Below are 13,773 nucleotides of genomic sequence, written 5' to 3'. Positions count from 1 at the left end.
GGAGATGCGGCACGAGCGCAAAGCCTACTGTAGCTGGAAGTCCTCGAGCAGCCGATAGATCTTGAATCGCGGGCCGTCTCGCCGCAGCCAGACCACGATCTCGTCGCCGAGCAGCCGATCCGCCGCGATCCGCGCGGTCATGATCGGCACGCGGATCACGATGTCCTGGTCGTCGAGCGTCTCCGGCTGGATGGCGGGGTGTTGCGGCGTCGCGAGCACGTCCTCCGCCCGGAAGATCTGGAGCTCCGATTCGCGGTAGACCGGCTCTCCGGCGAGCTTTCCGTACTCGAGCCGCCGGAACCGCTGCTCCCAAAAGAGCCCGGCGCTCGGCGGCTGCCCCGATCCGCCGGAGCCGGTGTGGATCGCGAGGGCGTCGCGCGTCAGCAGCTCGCTCAGCGCCTCGCTGTCCTCGGCGATGATCCGCTTGAAGAGCTCCGCCACGACGTCCAGCGCCAGGCCGACGCCGAGCGGCGTCCGGAGGGTCACGACGCTGTCCCTCACGTCTGCCTGGTTCGCGGGTCGCGGCGGGACGCTCGCCAGATCGATCGCCACGCCGTCCGGACGGCGACGATCGTCGGGGAGCTCGGAAGCGGCGGGGAACGAGGCCGGGCCCCCCAGCCCGCACCCGAGGAGGGACGAGCCGATGAGCGCGGCGACGATCAGCGAGGGGAGCGCCGGCGGGGATCGCGAGGTGTCGGGGACGCCGGCCGGCGCAGCGTACGCCGCGGCCCGCTGCGGGCCGCGGGGGCGTTCAGATCGGCTCGATCGCTGGAGCATCGGCGCGCGTGAACGTCACGATCGCACGCTCGCCGACGTGGGTCCACCCCGCGGGGGACTGGTCGTCGTCGAAGTCCGACGCGACGAGCGTGAGCCGGCTCGCGGCGTAGTCCGGCATGCGCATGCGGCCGAGGCCGCCGTCGCTCAGGAGCCGCTCCATGTCGTCGCTGCCCTGGTAGATGCGGTACGCCATCGGGGTGCCGCCGTGGGCCGCGAGCAGGTACTCCGGGTTCGTGACCACGATGTTCATCGCGCTCGGCCCCGCTCCTTCCTCCGCGCAGAGCCGATCGACGAGCGCGATGGAGGACCGGAGGGCCGCCCGCGCGCTCGCCGCGTCCACGTTGGGCCGATCGAGCTGGCCGCTGTCGTGGAGGAACGAGAGGAACAGGTGGAAGAGGATCTCGCTGTCCGTCTCGCCGCGGACGTCGCGCTGGAGGAACTGCGGCAGCGAGTCGCTGAGCTGGCTCCGCAGTCGGGCGAACCCTTCGACCGTGCCGGTGTGGGCGAACAGCCACTGCCGGTAGCGGAACGGGTGCGTGTTCTCGGTGCGCAGGCTGCCGACCGTCGCAGCCCGGACATGCGCCACGAGGATGTCGGCGCGCACGTCCTTGGTCATGTCGACCAGGCTGATCTCGGGCCGATCGTCGATCGGCCGGCGCTTGAGGAGAATCTCTCCTCCCTGGTAGAAGCCGACGCCCCAGCCAGGGATCACGCCCTCCTTTCGGCGAACGGTGAGGGCACGGTCTTCAAGCTCGATCGCACGCGCGCCGAGATCCGGACGGTTACCGATGAAGCCGACGAGACGAGCCATAGCTTTGTCCTCGCGAGTTGGGCCGGGGGGCGGGGGCAGGGTCCGGCTCGCCGGTAGAGCGCTCCCTCATCTGCAAGCAGGGGTGGCTCCGTCGGTCGGCCGAGTGAGCGTGGGTCGCGCGTTGCGCCCTATGCTTTCTTGATACGACAGAGTCGCCCTGCAAGCGGAGCAAAAACGGATCCCCAGCGGCGACGCTCGTCGCGGGCACGGCCTGACCACACTGCCCGCCGCTCGTCGCGGCGGTCGCTGGTCGCGTTACCTCTCACTCATGCTCCTCGCCGCTCCTCGACGCACGGGGCGCTCCCACCCGCTCCTCCTCCCCGCGTCGTCCTACCCGCGCGGCGGCGAGCCTCATCCGCTTCTGCGCGTCGGCTCGTCGCGTCGGCGCCGTGGCGCATCGCGCCGTGGCGCGCGCCCTCCAGCGCTCGGCCGCCCCGCCGGTAGCTCGCGCCGGCCTCGCGACGTGCGGCCGGCACACGCGGTTGCTGCGCAGCGGGCAGCGGCGCAGCGGCAGTCGCGCAACGTTTGCGGGGCAGAGCGCGGCGAGGCGAGGTCGGCCCCGCGCGGCGCGCGAGGTGAAGGTGAGACAGCGGCGGCCAGAAAACCCGGCAGGATCTCTGACGCGCGGCACTACGGCGAGAGCCGATTCAGCATCCGCGGGAACGGGATGGTCTCGCGCACGTGGGGCAGACCGCAGATCCAGGCGACGCTCCGCTCGACACCCAGCCCGAAGCCCGCATGCGGGAAGGTGCCATACCGACGCAGATCCAGGTACCAGCTGAACGCCTCGGGGGGCAGCTTGTGCGCCTCGATTGCCCGCTCGAGGGTGGCGAGATCGTCCTCGCGCTGCCCGCCCCCGATCACCTCACCGTAGCCCTCCGGCGCCAGGACATCGACGCAGAGGGCGAGCCGGTCGTCCGTCGGATCGCGCTTCATGTAGAAGGCTTTCACCTCGGCCGGATAGCGGTGGATCATGACGGGGCGATCGTACCGGCTGGAGATGATCGTCTCGTCCTCACCGCCGAGATCCTCGCCCCAGGGAAAATCGGGAACTCCAGCCTCTCCGGCTGTTTTGCGTTTCTCCGCGCGCGCCTCGTTCAGGATGGCGACGGCCTCGTCATAACGAATGCGCGGGAACGGCTTCTTGACGGACTCCAGCTTCGTGACGTCGCGCTCGAGCACGGCGAGCTCGGGCCGGCGCCGCTCGAGGACGCGCTCGACGATGAAGCAGAGGAAGTCCTCCGCGAGGTCCATGTCGCCCTCGAGGTCCATGAACGCGACCTCGGGCTCGACCATCCAGAACTCGGCCAGGTGGCGGCGGGTCTTCGACTTCTCGGCGCGGAACGTGGGCCCGAAGCAGTACGCCTTCCCGAACGCGGCGGCCGCTGCCTCCATGTAGAGCTGCCCGGACTGGGTGAGGTACGCCGGGTCGCCGTGGTAGTCGGTCTGGAACAGCGTGCTCGTCCCCTCGCACGCGTTCGGCGTGAAGATGGGCGCGTCGACGAGCGTGAACCCCCGCCCGTCGAAGAAGTCGCGGATGGCCTGGATGATGGTGTGACGCACGCGCAAGATCGCGTGCTGCCGCCTCGAGCGCAGCCAGAGGTGGCGGTGATCCATGAGGAAATCGGTCCCGTGCTCCTTGGGCGAGATGGGGTACTCGCCCGTGGTGGGGCCGAGCAGGCGGAAGCCGGACGCGACGACCTCGAACACCCCGGCGCGCTTCGGGTGCGCCTTCACCTGGCCGGTGACCTCGATCACGCTCTCCTGGGTGACCTTGTCGGCGGCGGCGAAGACCTCGTCGCCGACGTCGCTCTTGGCCATCACGCACTGGACGGTGCCGAAGCCGTCGCGCAGCTCGAGGAAGTGGAGCTTGCCGCTCGAGCGCTTGTTGTAGAGCCATCCGCGGAGCACGACCTTGCCGTCGACATGCGCGCTGAGGTCGCTGGTAGCGATCACGGGCGAGTCCTGCATGGGTGCCGGAAATAGCACGGTTTAGTTGCGGCTGACGCCGGCTCCGGCCAAAAATGGCGCCATCGTGGCCCTCCGAAAGCCTCGCGCGCTCTGCATGCCTGCGTTGTCCAAGCTGCTCGCCGCAGGGGGCAAGCTGCTCGCCGCAGGGGGCGTCCTGCTCGCCGCGGGGGGCTGCTCGTTCCTCTATCCGGAGCTCGCGACCCGGCTCCGCGAGCCCCCTCCAGAGCAGGAGCTTCACCCGCCCCCGCCTGAGGACGTCCGGTGGCTCCGGGTCGTCCGGGCGAGGATCCCGGAGCGCACGCGGGACGGCCGAGCCTGGGACCCCGAGGCGGGAGGCCTCCCCGACCCGTACGCCCGCGTCCTGGTCAACGGCGAGGAGATCTTCCGGACCAAGGTGCAGGAGGACACCGTCGACCCGACGTGGCCCGACGGCCCGAGCGGAAACTTCCACGTCTCGCCCGAGGATCGGCTCCGGGTGGAGGTCTGGGAGTCGGACGCGCTCGTCGACAAGCCGATCGGGGTGCGCGACATCGGCCGCCCGACCGACACGCAGCGCGCCGCCGGGGAGATCGAGGTCGAGCTCGACGGGGGCGGCTGGCTCACGCTGGCGTTCGAGCCGGCCCACGCCAAGGTCGGCCTCGGCTTCTGGTACGAGCTGCACTCGGGCTCCGCGTTCATCTCGCGGACCGTGGAGGGCGGGCCCGCCGAGCGCGCCGGGCTCCGCAAGGGCGACGAGGTGCTCGAGATCGCGGGGCGGCCCGTGCGACGCCTGTCCGTCGCCGCGATCCGGGGCGCGTTCGACGCCGCGCCGCGCGCCGGGCTCGTGCTCCTGGTCAAGCACGCGACGGGCGCCACCGAGCAGCTCAGGCTCCACGAGGGGCCCATCTATCCGCTGTACGATCGCTTCGCTGCCGCCGAGTAAGGAAGCCAGCGCGCCGTGAAGATCCCGCCGTTCGGGCTCACCACCCAGGAGATCCGCGAGGAGCTCGCCCCCCTGCGGAACGACTTCTCGATCGCCGTCTGCCGCGCGAAGAACCCGTTCAACATCGGCGCCATCATCCGCGTCGCGCACTCCTTCCTGGTGCGCGAGATTTTCCTGATCGGGACCGAGCCCTATTACGAGCGCGCCTCGATGGGCATGCAGAAGTACGAGACCATCGTCGAGTGCCCCGACGAGGCGACCTTCCTCGAGGCGGCGCGCGGCCGTCCCCTCATCGGCGTCGAGCGCGACCACGCGCGGCGGACCCTCTGGGAGGCGCCGTTCCCCCGCGGGCTCGTCTTCCTGTTCGGCAGCGAGGACGACGGGCTGCCGCCGGCGCTGCTCGACGCGTGCGAGGACGTGATCGCGATCCCCATGTACGGGATCAACCACTCGTACCCGGTGGCGATCGCCGCGGGCATGACGATGTGCGAGTGGGCTCGGCGCCGCGACCCGCGCGGCGGCGCCAGCCGCGCCGGGGGTTGAGGGCGCGCTTGCGCGGGCCGCCGCGCGGACGGCCGCTCGCAGCGCGCCCTCCGGCTCGCGGCCTGCGTGGGGGCCGCTGGCGGGCGCGAGGGGCCGCTACTCGCGGGAGCGCTCGAAGACGAGCAGCTCGCCGAGGAGGGCGTGGTCGAGCGTCCCGGCAGCGCGCATCCCGAGCTTCTCGATCACCCGGAGCGACGCGCGGTGCCAGGCCGGCGTGGTGGCGATCACGCGCCGCACGCTCGCCTGCTGCAGCGTCCAGTGCAGGACGGCGCGCGACCCCTCGGTCGCGTAGCCCTGGCCCTGGGACTTCCCCTCGACGCCGTAGCCGATCTCCACGGTGCCGGTCTCGTCGGGCCGGCCGTTCAGCACCACGCTGCCCACGACGACGCGCGCCTCCTGGCCGCGCGTCACCATCAGCCGCGTGCCCCACAGGAAGGCCTCCGGGTCGTCGCGCAGCCGGTCGAGCGGCGAGCTGAAGGCGCGCTCGACGAGCGCGCGCCCGGGCCAGGCGTCGGGGAAGCGCGCGCCGGACAGCGCCTCGGCCTCGAGGCGATCTCCGCGGATGACCGCCTCGAGCAGGGGCAGCGAGACCGGGGTCAGCTCAAGGCGCTCGGTAGTCAGGGTGCTCATCGCGAACCTGCGCGGATCAGATCACGCGTCGCGGCCTGCCGGAAGTCGAAATGGAGAAGGGCCGACTTCCCCAGGAGGAAGCCGGCCCTCACCCGACGGGCTTAGCTGCCCGCGCCGCGATCAGAAGTCGTGGCCGTGGCCCGCGTGGGCGCCGCCGGCCGCCGCCTTCTCCTCCTTCGGCCGCTCGGCGATGAGCGCCTCGGTGGTGAGCATCAGGCTGGCGACGCTGGCCGCGTTCTGGAGCGCCGACCGGACGACCTTGACCGGATCGATGACGCCCATCTCGAGCAGGTTGCCGTAGTCGCCCGACGCCGCGTTGTAGCCGAACGAGTCCTTGCCCTCGCGCACCTTCTGCACGACGATCGAGCCCTCCTCGCCGGCGTTGGCGGAGATCTGGCGGAGGGGCTCCTCGATGGCGCGGCGGATAATGTTCACGCCGAACCGCTGCTCGTCGTTGACCTGGATCTTCTCGAGCGAGCTCTGCGCGCGGATGAGCGCCACGCCGCCGCCCGGGACGATGCCCTCCTCGACGGCCGCGCGGGTCGCGTGGAGCGCGTCCTCGACGCGGGCCTTCTTCTCCTTCATCTCGGTCTCGGTCGCAGCGCCGACCTTGACCACCGCGACGCCACCCACGAGCTTCGCGAGGCGCTCCTGGAGCTTCTCGCGGTCGTAGTCGCTCGTCGTGTTCTCGATCTGGGCGCGGATCTCCTGCTGCCGGGCCTTGATCTTGTCCTTCTTGCCCTGGCCGCCGACGATCGTGGTGTTGTCCTTGTCGATGATGACCGTCTTGGCACGGCCGAGATCGCTGATCGTGACGTTCTCGAGCTTGAGGCCGAGCTCCTCCGCGATCACCTGGCCGTCCGTCAGGACGGCGATGTCCTTCAGCATCTCCTTGCGGCGATCGCCGAAGCCAGGCGCCTTCACGGCCGCGCAGTGCAGCGTGCCGCGGAGCTTGTTCACGACGAGGGTCGCGAGCGCCTCGCCCTCGACGTCCTCGGCGATGATGAGGAGCTGCTTCTGGCTCTTGGCGATCGCCTCGAGCACGGGGAGCAGGTCCTTCATGTTGGAGATCTTCTTCTCCGAGATGAGGATGTAGCAGTCCTCGAGGTTCGCCTTCATCGCCTCGGGGTCGGTGACGAAGTACGGCGAGAGGTAGCCGCGGTCGAACTGCATGCCCTCGACCACGTCGAGCGTCGTGTCGGCGCTCTTGGCCTCCTCGACCGTGATCACGCCCTCCTTGCCGACCTTCTCCATGGCGTCGGCGAGGAGCTTGCCGATCGTCTCGTCGCCGTTCGCGCTGATCGTGCCGACCTGCGCGATCTCCTTCGCGTCCTTGGTCTGCTTGGCCGAGCTGTGGAGGTGCCCGACGATCGCCTCGACCGCCTTGTCGATGCCGCGCTTGATCTCCATCGGGTTGTGGCCGGCCGCGACGAGCTTGGAGCCCTCGCGGTAGATCGCCTGGGCGAGCACCGTGGCCGTGGTCGTCCCGTCGCCGGCGATGTCGCTCGTCTTCGAGGCGACCTCGCGGACCATCTGGGCGCCCATGTTCTCGAAGCGGTTCTCGAGCTCGATCTCCTTGGCGACCGTGACGCCGTCCTTGGTGACCGTCGGCGAGCCGAAGCTCTTCTCGATGACGACGTTGCGCCCCTTCGGGCCGAGCGTGACCTTGACCGCGTCGGCGAGGGCGTTGACGCCCGCGAGGATCATGCTGCGGGCGGACTCGTTGTAGATGATTTCTTTGGCTGCCATGGTGTCTCTCCTAAGTTCCTGCTATCGCCCGCGTCACTTCTCGATCACGCCGAGGATGTCGTCCTCGCGGAGGATGAGGTGCTCCTCGCCGTCGATCTTCACCTCGGTGCCCGAGTACTTGCCGAAGAGGACGCGATCGCCCTCCTTGACGTCGAGCTTCCGCACGGTACCGTCCTCGCCGACCTTGCCGTTGCCGACGGCGACGACCGTGCCCTCGATCGGCTTCTCCTTCGCGGTGTCCGGGATGTAGAGACCCCCCTTGGTCTTCTCTTCTTCCTTCACGCGCTGAACGATCACGCGGTCCTGGAGCGGTCGAATCTTCATCTTTGCGAATCCTCCGGGGACGAGCGGCCGCGTCCCACGAGACGGCAGGACCCAGACGGCCTGCCTGAGCAGCCGCAAGGTCCCATACGATTGCAGTCTGGGCACTTTGCTAGCACTCACCTCAGGGGAGTGCTAGCGGGCGCGCCGAAGATAGCCACCCCCTCCAGGGTGTCAAGCGTAGGTCAATCCAGCACTTTGCGCGCTGGCAGCCAGGCGCCCGGGTGGCTGTAAGTCCTGGAGATTGCAGGAGAAGGTGCGGAGCGTGCGGCTGGGCTTGCCCAGGTCCCTCGGCTAAAGTGAGCGTATGAGGGCGGAAATGCGGCTGCACCGTGACGCGACGCCCTCACGGTCTCCTGCCCGAGGGAGGCCGACAGGACGTGTCTGGTTGACCTGAGCGCGTGGTGGCCCGGGTTACGTCGGTATCCAGGGTGCCCGCGCAAGTGAGGTGCCCCCGTGAGCCAAGCGATCTCTGTGTCCCCGAGCATGACCCGCTACTTCCAGGAGGTTGTGGACGAGGCGCTCCGAGTTCGGAACGTCGCCGCGACCGAGGCGGCGTCGAGTTACCTGGTCGGTCTGCTTTGTGCCTTCGCTCACCCGGACGAGCACGCCGAGTCCACCTTCAACCAGCCCCTGACCTTTCTCCTGCGCGACGCCCTGGAGGCCTCCGGCGCCGAGCGCTTCCGGCGGCTGCGCAACCTCGGCGACGGCGTCCTCTACGTGGTCGGCTTCTTCGGCGGCCACATCGAGCTCAAGGGCGTCGATCGAGGCTACGTGGTCGGGGTCGGGTCGACAGCCTACCACCACGCCGCCGCGATGCTGCGCCTCAACGCGCGCGGCGGCCAGGGCCCCGACGTCCTCGCGGAGATGGCCGAGAAGTTCGAGCGCTTCGTGAGCGTCTTGAACGATGTGGCCGACGGCACGCTCGCGTCCGGCGCTCGCGATGAACGCGCGGTGCTCCGGCTCTACGAGCGCTGGGTCCGCACCGGCTCCAGCCGGCTCGCCGAGGAGCTCGGGGCGCGCGGGCTCGTGCCGAGCCGCGGCACGGGCGGGCTCAACTGATGCGGGGCGCGACCTTCCCCGCCCGGATCCAGCAGCACCTCGCGCGCACCTACGCGCTCGACGACGCCCCCGCCGTCGACGATTTCATCCGGCCGACGGACGGCGGCGCGCGCGAGGCGCTGCTGATCCGGCACGCGGACGGGGACATCGAGGTGGCCCTGCACCTGCCCGCCCGCGCGATCTCGCGCGGGCGGGAGGGGACGTTCGACGAGATCTGCCAGATCGTCGAGGGGGTGAGCCACTTCCTCTATGTGGCCGAGCGGGCGCGCAGGGAGCTCCCGGCGACCCAGCTCGAGCTCGAGCTCCAGGCCGAGGTGGACAAGTACGTGCTGCTCGTCCACGGCGGCCTCGCCGAGGAGGTCGAGCTCCCGGGTCCGCCGCTCCGGCGCCGCCCCGAGGCCGCGCCGCCGGGGCCAGCGCGCTTCGAGCCCGAGCGCGCCGCGCGGATCCGCGCTCACCTCTTCGAGCGCGTCACCTTCATGGATCCGCCGGGCACCGAGACCGGGGATCGCTACCGGATCGCGAACGACCTGGCGGCGCGGTTCGTGGGCCGGCTGGAGGCCGAGTTTGCTCGCCGGGGACGGCACGCCGAGCTGCTCGCCGCGCTGCGGCGCTTCTACGCGGCGGGACAGACGGAAAAGATCGCCCTCGCGCGAGCGGCGTGATCGAGGTCTCGCCGGCGCTCGGGGTCGCCGCGGGAGGGCGGCTCCGAGCGCGCGTCGCGTCCCCGCGGGCTCGTTCTCTCTTGACCGGTTCGCGCGCACGTACTCTCATCCGCACCACGATGCCTTCCGCGAGCATGACGCCGCCCCGTGTGCTGGTGGCCGAAGACGAACCGGCGATGTTGAGCCTCGTTGCGCGCCACCTGAGGAACCTTGGCTTCTCCGTGATCGAGGCCTCCGAGGGCGATGCCGCCTGGGATCTCGCGCGCGAGCACCAGCCGGACCTCGTGATCCTCGACGTGATGATGCCCGGCATGAGCGGCTGGGAGATCTGCAAGCGGCTGAAGAGCGACACGTCCGACGGCCGGCCGTTCGCGAGCACCGGCGTCATCATGCTCACCGGGATCGGCGAGAACCTGAACGAGATGACGTCGCCGCTCTTCGCCGCCGACGCCTGGCTGAACAAGCCGTTCGATTTCGCCGACCTCGACGCGCGGGTGCGCGAGACGCTCGCGCGCTACGCGAAGCCGTTGCCCGACGCGAACGGCAGCAAGGGCCAGCCGAGCGCAGCAGGTGAAGAGCGCGAGGCGGAGCAGCCGTCCGGAGCGCGCGTGACGGGGGCGAAGAGGTCCGCGGCGAACGGCGCTGCGACGGGCAGGGCGACCCCGAAGACATCCGCCGCGAAGAAGACCGCGGCGAAACCGGCTGCGAAGAAGGCGGCCGCGAAGAAGACCGCCGCGACGAAGAAGCCGGCTGCGAAGAAGCCGGCTGCGAAGAAGACGGCCGCGAAGCCGGCCGCGAAGAAGACCGCCGCGGCGAAGAGGCCGGCCGCGAAGAAGACCGCCGCGAAGCCGGCCGCGAAGCAAGCGGCGCCCAAGAAAGCCGCGGCGAAGAAGCCGGCCGCGACGAAGAAGGCGGCCGCCAGCAAGGCGGCACCCAAGAAGAAGGCGGCGAGGTAACCTAGCCGTACGCCCGCGCGGTGCGCGGGCCCGGTCAGGTCGTTTCCACCGAACCCGTCGAACGCTCGTGCTCGTCTGCTGGCGCAGCGGCGCCAGGGATCCATGCGGTCGTAACCCGGAGGGACGGCCCTCACGCGCTCCCGGCAGCGCGATCGATGCCGGCGGTCGCTGAGCGCCGAGGCTGCCCCGCGCGGGAATGATCGGGGTTCGCCGCGCGTCATGCCCTCACGCGTCGCGCGCAGCCTCCCAGGAACTTTCGGGCGCCCGACCCGTCAGCAGGTACAATGCTGCGACGTTTCCTCTTCGAGGGGCCCCGCGGGGGGCGCCCGGAGCGCTGGGCACCGTGAGCGACTCTCGCACGAAGCATCTGGACCGTATCCGCAGCGCCGCGCGCGCGGTCGAGCTGCGGCTCCGGGTCGCGCGCGCGCTGCGCGCGCTGCCGACCGCGCTGACCCTCGCGCTGGCGATCGCGGCCGGGACGCTCGCCGTCCACAAGGCGCTCCCGGCGCACCTGAGCGAGCCGCGCGCCCGGCAGATCCTGCTCGGCGCGGGGCTGCTCGTGCTGGCCACCGTCGCGCTGGCGATGCTGCGCCGCCTGCCCCCCCGCGCCGGTACGATCGCCCTCGACCGGCACCACGGCCTCCACGACCGGCTGACGAACGCCCTCGCCTTCGACGCGCTGCCCGCGGCGCAGCGGACCCCCCTGATGGAGGCGGCGATCGACGACGCCTGCGAGCACGCGGCCAGGCTGCGCCCCGCCGGCGCCGCGCCGCTCGCGTTCCCGCGCGAGCTCTGGGCCTCGGCCGCGGTGGGCCTCGGCGTGATCGCGGTGGCGCTGCTCGAGGTGCGCACCCCGCGGAAGCAGGCGCCCGTCGCGCAGACGATCGACGCGCTCACGATGTCGCCCGACGACATCGAGCTCTTCAAGGACGCGGCCAAGGCGCTCGACCGACAGGATCAGAGCCCGGAGATGAAGTCCGCCGTCGAGCGGTTCAACCAGCTCATCGAGGACATCGCCAACAAGCGCCTCGATCGGACCGAGGCGTTCCGCCGCATGGAGGCGCTCGAGCGCGAGCTCCTCAAGGGCGCCGAGGCCGACCTGAAGGCGCTCGAGGAGGCGCTGAAAGAGACCGGGCTCGACCTCAAGAGGAGCGACCTGGCGAAGGGTGTGGGGGAGTCGCTCGAGAAGAAGGACCTCGAGCAGGCGAAGAAGGAGCTGAAGCAGCTCGCCGAGAAGCTCCGCGACAAGAAGCAGAAGTTCGACAAGGCCGAGATCGAGCGGCTGCGCAAGGCGCTCGCCGACGCGGCCTCGCGCCGCAAGGAGGCCCTCGCCGCGATCAACGAGAAGCGGGCCGAGGCGCGCGAGCAGCTGCTCAAGCAGAAGCAGAAGGCCTCGGCGAACGAGCAGCAGAAGGCCGAAGAGGAGCGGCTCCTCAAGAAGAAGGAGCGCGAGCTGGAGCGCCTCGACCGCGAGGCCGAGCAGAAGGAGCGGACCGGGCGCCAGCTCGACCGGCTCGACCGCGAGCTCGCCAAGGCGGCCGAGGATCTGATGCGCGATCTCGGGATGTCAGCGGACGATCTCGAGCAGGCCGCCGAGGACATCAACCGGATGCAGCAGGAGGAGATGTCCGAGCAGGAGAAGGAAGAGCTGCGCCAGCGGCTCGAGGAGCTCCGGGAGCTCGTGCGCCAGCAAGGGCAGGGGGGCAAGCAGCGGATGGCGAGGATGCTCCGCTTCGGCAAGCGCGCGCGCGGCAACCAGGGCAGCGGCGAGGAGCAGCAGGGGCAGGGCCAGCAGGGGCAGGGCGACGGCGAGCGGGAAGGGCAGGACGGCCAGCAAGGCCAGGGCCAGGGCAAGGGCGGGCAGGGTCAGGGTCAGGAGCTGGTGATCGGGCCCGGCGGGAAGAAGATCCTGATGCCCGGCGGGCAAGGTCAGGGGCAGGAGGGGCAGGGGAGCGGCCAGGGCAACCAGGGCGGCGGCAACCAGCCCGGAGGCGATGGCGCCGGCTCCGGCCGCGGCGGCGAGGTCGCGGGCAAGCGCACCGACCCGAAGATGGGGACCCAGGACGTCCAGGCGCAGGGGCTCGACACCCAGCAGGGGCCCTCGAACAGCGAGGTGATCCTCAGCGCTGCCGAGCGGGGCTTCAAGGGGACCGGCTACAAGAAGGTCTTCACGGACTACCACACGGTCGCAGAGCAGCAGATCAACAAGGATCAGATCCCTGATGGATACCGGTTCTACGTGAACCGGTATTTCCAGCTCATCAGGCCGCGCGAGTGAGTCGAGCCATCGGCTCGAGCGCGACCGCGCCTCTACAGGCGCTCCGCGGCAGCGGGCGCGAAGCAGGAAGCTATGGCCGAGAAGACGAAGGAAGCAGCGCGGGCCGAGGTGGACGAGTTCCGCGCGAGCATCGGAGAGCTGCGCGAGGAGGTGGGGAAGGTTATCGTCGGCAACCGCGACGTGATCGACGGCGTGCTCACGTGCATGCTCGCGGGCTCGCACGCGCTGCTCGAGGGCGTGCCGGGGCTCGGCAAGACGATGCTCGTCCGCACCATGGCCGAGGCGCTCGACCTCCAGTTCTCGCGCATCCAGTTCACGCCCGACATGATGCCCGCCGACATCATCGGCACCACGGTCATCGACGAGAGCGCGGGCGGGCAGCGGTCGTTCTCGTTCCGCAAGGGGCCGATCTTCGCCAACATCATCCTCGCCGACGAGATCAACCGGGCGACGCCGAAGACGCAGAGCGCGCTCCTCGAGGCCATGCAGGAGCACCGGGTCACGGTCTCGCGGCAGAGCTACACGCTGGAGGAGCCGTTCTTCGTCCTGGCGACGCAGAACCCCCTCGAGAGCGAGGGGACGTACCCGCTGCCCGAGGCGCAGCTCGATCGGTTCTTCTTCAAGCTGCACGTGCCGTTCCCGAGCCGCGACGAGCTGAACGCGATCCTGGAGCGGACCACCGGGATCGAAGCGGTCGCGGCGCGGCCCGTCCTCAACAAGGCGCGGATCATCGCCATGCAGCGGCTCGTCCGCGAGGTGCCCGTGGCCAAGCACGTGCAGGACTACGCGGTGCGGCTCCTCCAAGCCACCCACCCCACCGAGGGCGACAGCCTCGACGAGGTGAAGCGGTTCGTGAAGTTCGGCGCGTCGCCCCGAGGGGCGCAGGCGCTCCTGCTCGCCGCGAAGATCAGGGCGCTGTTCGAGGGGCGGTTCGCGGCGTCGGTCGACGACGTGCGCGCGTGCGCGCTGCCCGCGCTGCGGCACCGCGTGCTCCTCAACTTCGAGGGGGAGGCCGAGGGCGTGAAGACCGACGAGGTGCTGCAGGCGATCCTGAAGCGCCTGCCGGAGAGCAAGTGAGGCGCCGCCGA

General features: G+C 70.5%; 13 protein-coding genes. 7 read left to right on the top strand and 6 right to left on the bottom strand.

Annotated elements, in window-relative coordinates:
* Positions 1–24: 24 nt before the first annotated feature.
* The 3 genes from WME83_RS36075 to asnS form a co-directional block, all read right to left on the bottom strand.
* Complete coding sequence (locus tag WME83_RS36075) at positions 25–777, bottom strand: hypothetical protein (RefSeq protein ID WP_437314246.1); 753 nt, start codon at positions 775–777, stop codon at positions 25–27.
* On the bottom strand, positions 752–1,489 hold the full coding sequence (locus WME83_RS36070; protein WP_437314245.1) for a class II glutamine amidotransferase: 738 nt from the start codon (positions 1,487–1,489) through the stop codon (positions 752–754). The genes WME83_RS36075 and WME83_RS36070 overlap by 26 nt, the downstream gene beginning before the upstream one ends.
* Before the next feature lie 729 nt (positions 1,490–2,218).
* Positions 2,219–3,559 carry an asparagine--tRNA ligase gene (asnS, locus tag WME83_RS36065; protein ID WP_437314244.1) on the bottom strand — a complete coding sequence of 447 codons (1,341 nt, stop codon included), beginning with the start codon at positions 3,557–3,559 and terminating at the stop codon, positions 2,219–2,221.
* Positions 3,560–3,653: 94 nt separating this feature from the next.
* Between asnS and WME83_RS36060 the strand changes: the two genes are divergently transcribed.
* Together WME83_RS36060 and WME83_RS36055 are read left to right on the top strand one after the other, a co-directional pair.
* Positions 3,654–4,481 (top strand): PDZ domain-containing protein, encoded by an 828-nt coding sequence (locus tag WME83_RS36060; protein ID WP_437314243.1) that lies wholly within the window; start codon positions 3,654–3,656, stop codon positions 4,479–4,481.
* 15 nt (positions 4,482–4,496) lie between these two features.
* The gene (locus tag WME83_RS36055; protein WP_437314242.1) at positions 4,497–5,024 is read left to right on the top strand and encodes a TrmH family RNA methyltransferase; all 528 of its coding nucleotides are present in this window, start codon (positions 4,497–4,499) and stop codon (positions 5,022–5,024) included.
* 96 nt (positions 5,025–5,120) lie between these two features.
* On the opposite strand, the gene WME83_RS36050 is transcribed toward WME83_RS36055, so the two are convergent.
* From WME83_RS36050 to groES, 3 genes are all read right to left on the bottom strand, one after another.
* A complete protein-coding gene (locus WME83_RS36050; protein WP_437314241.1) occupies positions 5,121–5,654 on the bottom strand; it encodes a GNAT family N-acetyltransferase in 534 nt (177 codons plus the stop codon).
* Between the two features lie 120 nt (positions 5,655–5,774).
* Complete coding sequence (groL, locus tag WME83_RS36045; RefSeq protein WP_020738935.1) at positions 5,775–7,403, bottom strand: chaperonin GroEL; 1,629 nt, start codon at positions 7,401–7,403, stop codon at positions 5,775–5,777.
* A gap of 33 nt (positions 7,404–7,436) precedes the next feature.
* Positions 7,437–7,727, bottom strand: coding sequence for a co-chaperone GroES (gene groES, locus WME83_RS36040; protein WP_061609505.1), 291 nt, complete (start codon positions 7,725–7,727; stop codon positions 7,437–7,439).
* Between the two features lie 453 nt (positions 7,728–8,180).
* Here groES and WME83_RS36035 point away from each other — a divergent pair, with 453 nt between their 5' ends.
* The 5 genes from WME83_RS36035 (at position 8,181) to WME83_RS36015 (ending at position 13,762) form a co-directional block, all read left to right on the top strand.
* The gene (locus WME83_RS36035; RefSeq protein WP_437314240.1) at positions 8,181–8,786 is read left to right on the top strand and encodes a hypothetical protein; all 606 of its coding nucleotides are present in this window, start codon (positions 8,181–8,183) and stop codon (positions 8,784–8,786) included.
* Positions 8,786–9,451 carry a hypothetical protein gene (locus WME83_RS36030; protein WP_437314239.1) on the top strand — a complete coding sequence of 222 codons (666 nt, stop codon included), beginning with the start codon at positions 8,786–8,788 and terminating at the stop codon, positions 9,449–9,451. Before WME83_RS36035 ends, WME83_RS36030 begins: the two co-directional genes overlap by 1 nt.
* A 119-nt stretch (positions 9,452–9,570) precedes the next feature.
* Complete coding sequence (locus tag WME83_RS36025; protein ID WP_437314238.1) at positions 9,571–10,407, top strand: response regulator transcription factor; 837 nt, start codon at positions 9,571–9,573, stop codon at positions 10,405–10,407.
* Positions 10,408–10,750: 343 nt separating this feature from the next.
* The gene (locus tag WME83_RS36020) at positions 10,751–12,685 is read left to right on the top strand and encodes a hypothetical protein (protein ID WP_437314237.1); all 1,935 of its coding nucleotides are present in this window, start codon (positions 10,751–10,753) and stop codon (positions 12,683–12,685) included.
* 72 nt (positions 12,686–12,757) lie between these two features.
* Positions 12,758–13,762 carry an AAA family ATPase gene (locus WME83_RS36015; RefSeq protein WP_437314236.1) on the top strand — a complete coding sequence of 335 codons (1,005 nt, stop codon included), beginning with the start codon at positions 12,758–12,760 and terminating at the stop codon, positions 13,760–13,762.
* The last annotated feature ends 11 nt before the right edge of the window (positions 13,763–13,773 follow it).

This window comes from Sorangium sp. So ce385 (assembly GCF_051474135.1).
GTDB lineage: Bacteria > Myxococcota_A > Polyangia > Polyangiales > Polyangiaceae > Sorangium > Sorangium cellulosum_D.
Note: the sequence above shows the minus strand (reverse complement) of the source record. Positions and strands in the feature narration are given on the sequence as shown.

What these genes read in the sequence shown, in the direction of transcription:
- WME83_RS36075 (WP_437314246.1), bottom strand. Translation starts at nt 777, where the DNA reads ATGCTCCAGCGATCGAGCCGATCTGAACGCCCCCGCGGCCCGCAGCGG.
- asnS (WP_437314244.1), bottom strand. Translation starts at nt 3,559, where the DNA reads ATGCAGGACTCGCCCGTGATCGCTACCAGCGACCTCAGCGCGCATGTC.
- WME83_RS36060 (WP_437314243.1), top strand. Translation starts at nt 3,654, where the DNA reads ATGCCTGCGTTGTCCAAGCTGCTCGCCGCAGGGGGCAAGCTGCTCGCC.
- WME83_RS36050 (WP_437314241.1), bottom strand. Translation starts at nt 5,654, where the DNA reads ATGAGCACCCTGACTACCGAGCGCCTTGAGCTGACCCCGGTCTCGCTG.
- groL (WP_020738935.1), bottom strand. Translation starts at nt 7,403, where the DNA reads ATGGCAGCCAAAGAAATCATCTACAACGAGTCCGCCCGCAGCATGATC.
- groES (WP_061609505.1), bottom strand. Translation starts at nt 7,727, where the DNA reads ATGAAGATTCGACCGCTCCAGGACCGCGTGATCGTTCAGCGCGTGAAG.
- WME83_RS36030 (WP_437314239.1), top strand. Translation starts at nt 8,786, where the DNA reads ATGCGGGGCGCGACCTTCCCCGCCCGGATCCAGCAGCACCTCGCGCGC.
- WME83_RS36025 (WP_437314238.1), top strand. Translation starts at nt 9,571, where the DNA reads ATGCCTTCCGCGAGCATGACGCCGCCCCGTGTGCTGGTGGCCGAAGAC.
- WME83_RS36015 (WP_437314236.1), top strand. Translation starts at nt 12,758, where the DNA reads ATGGCCGAGAAGACGAAGGAAGCAGCGCGGGCCGAGGTGGACGAGTTC.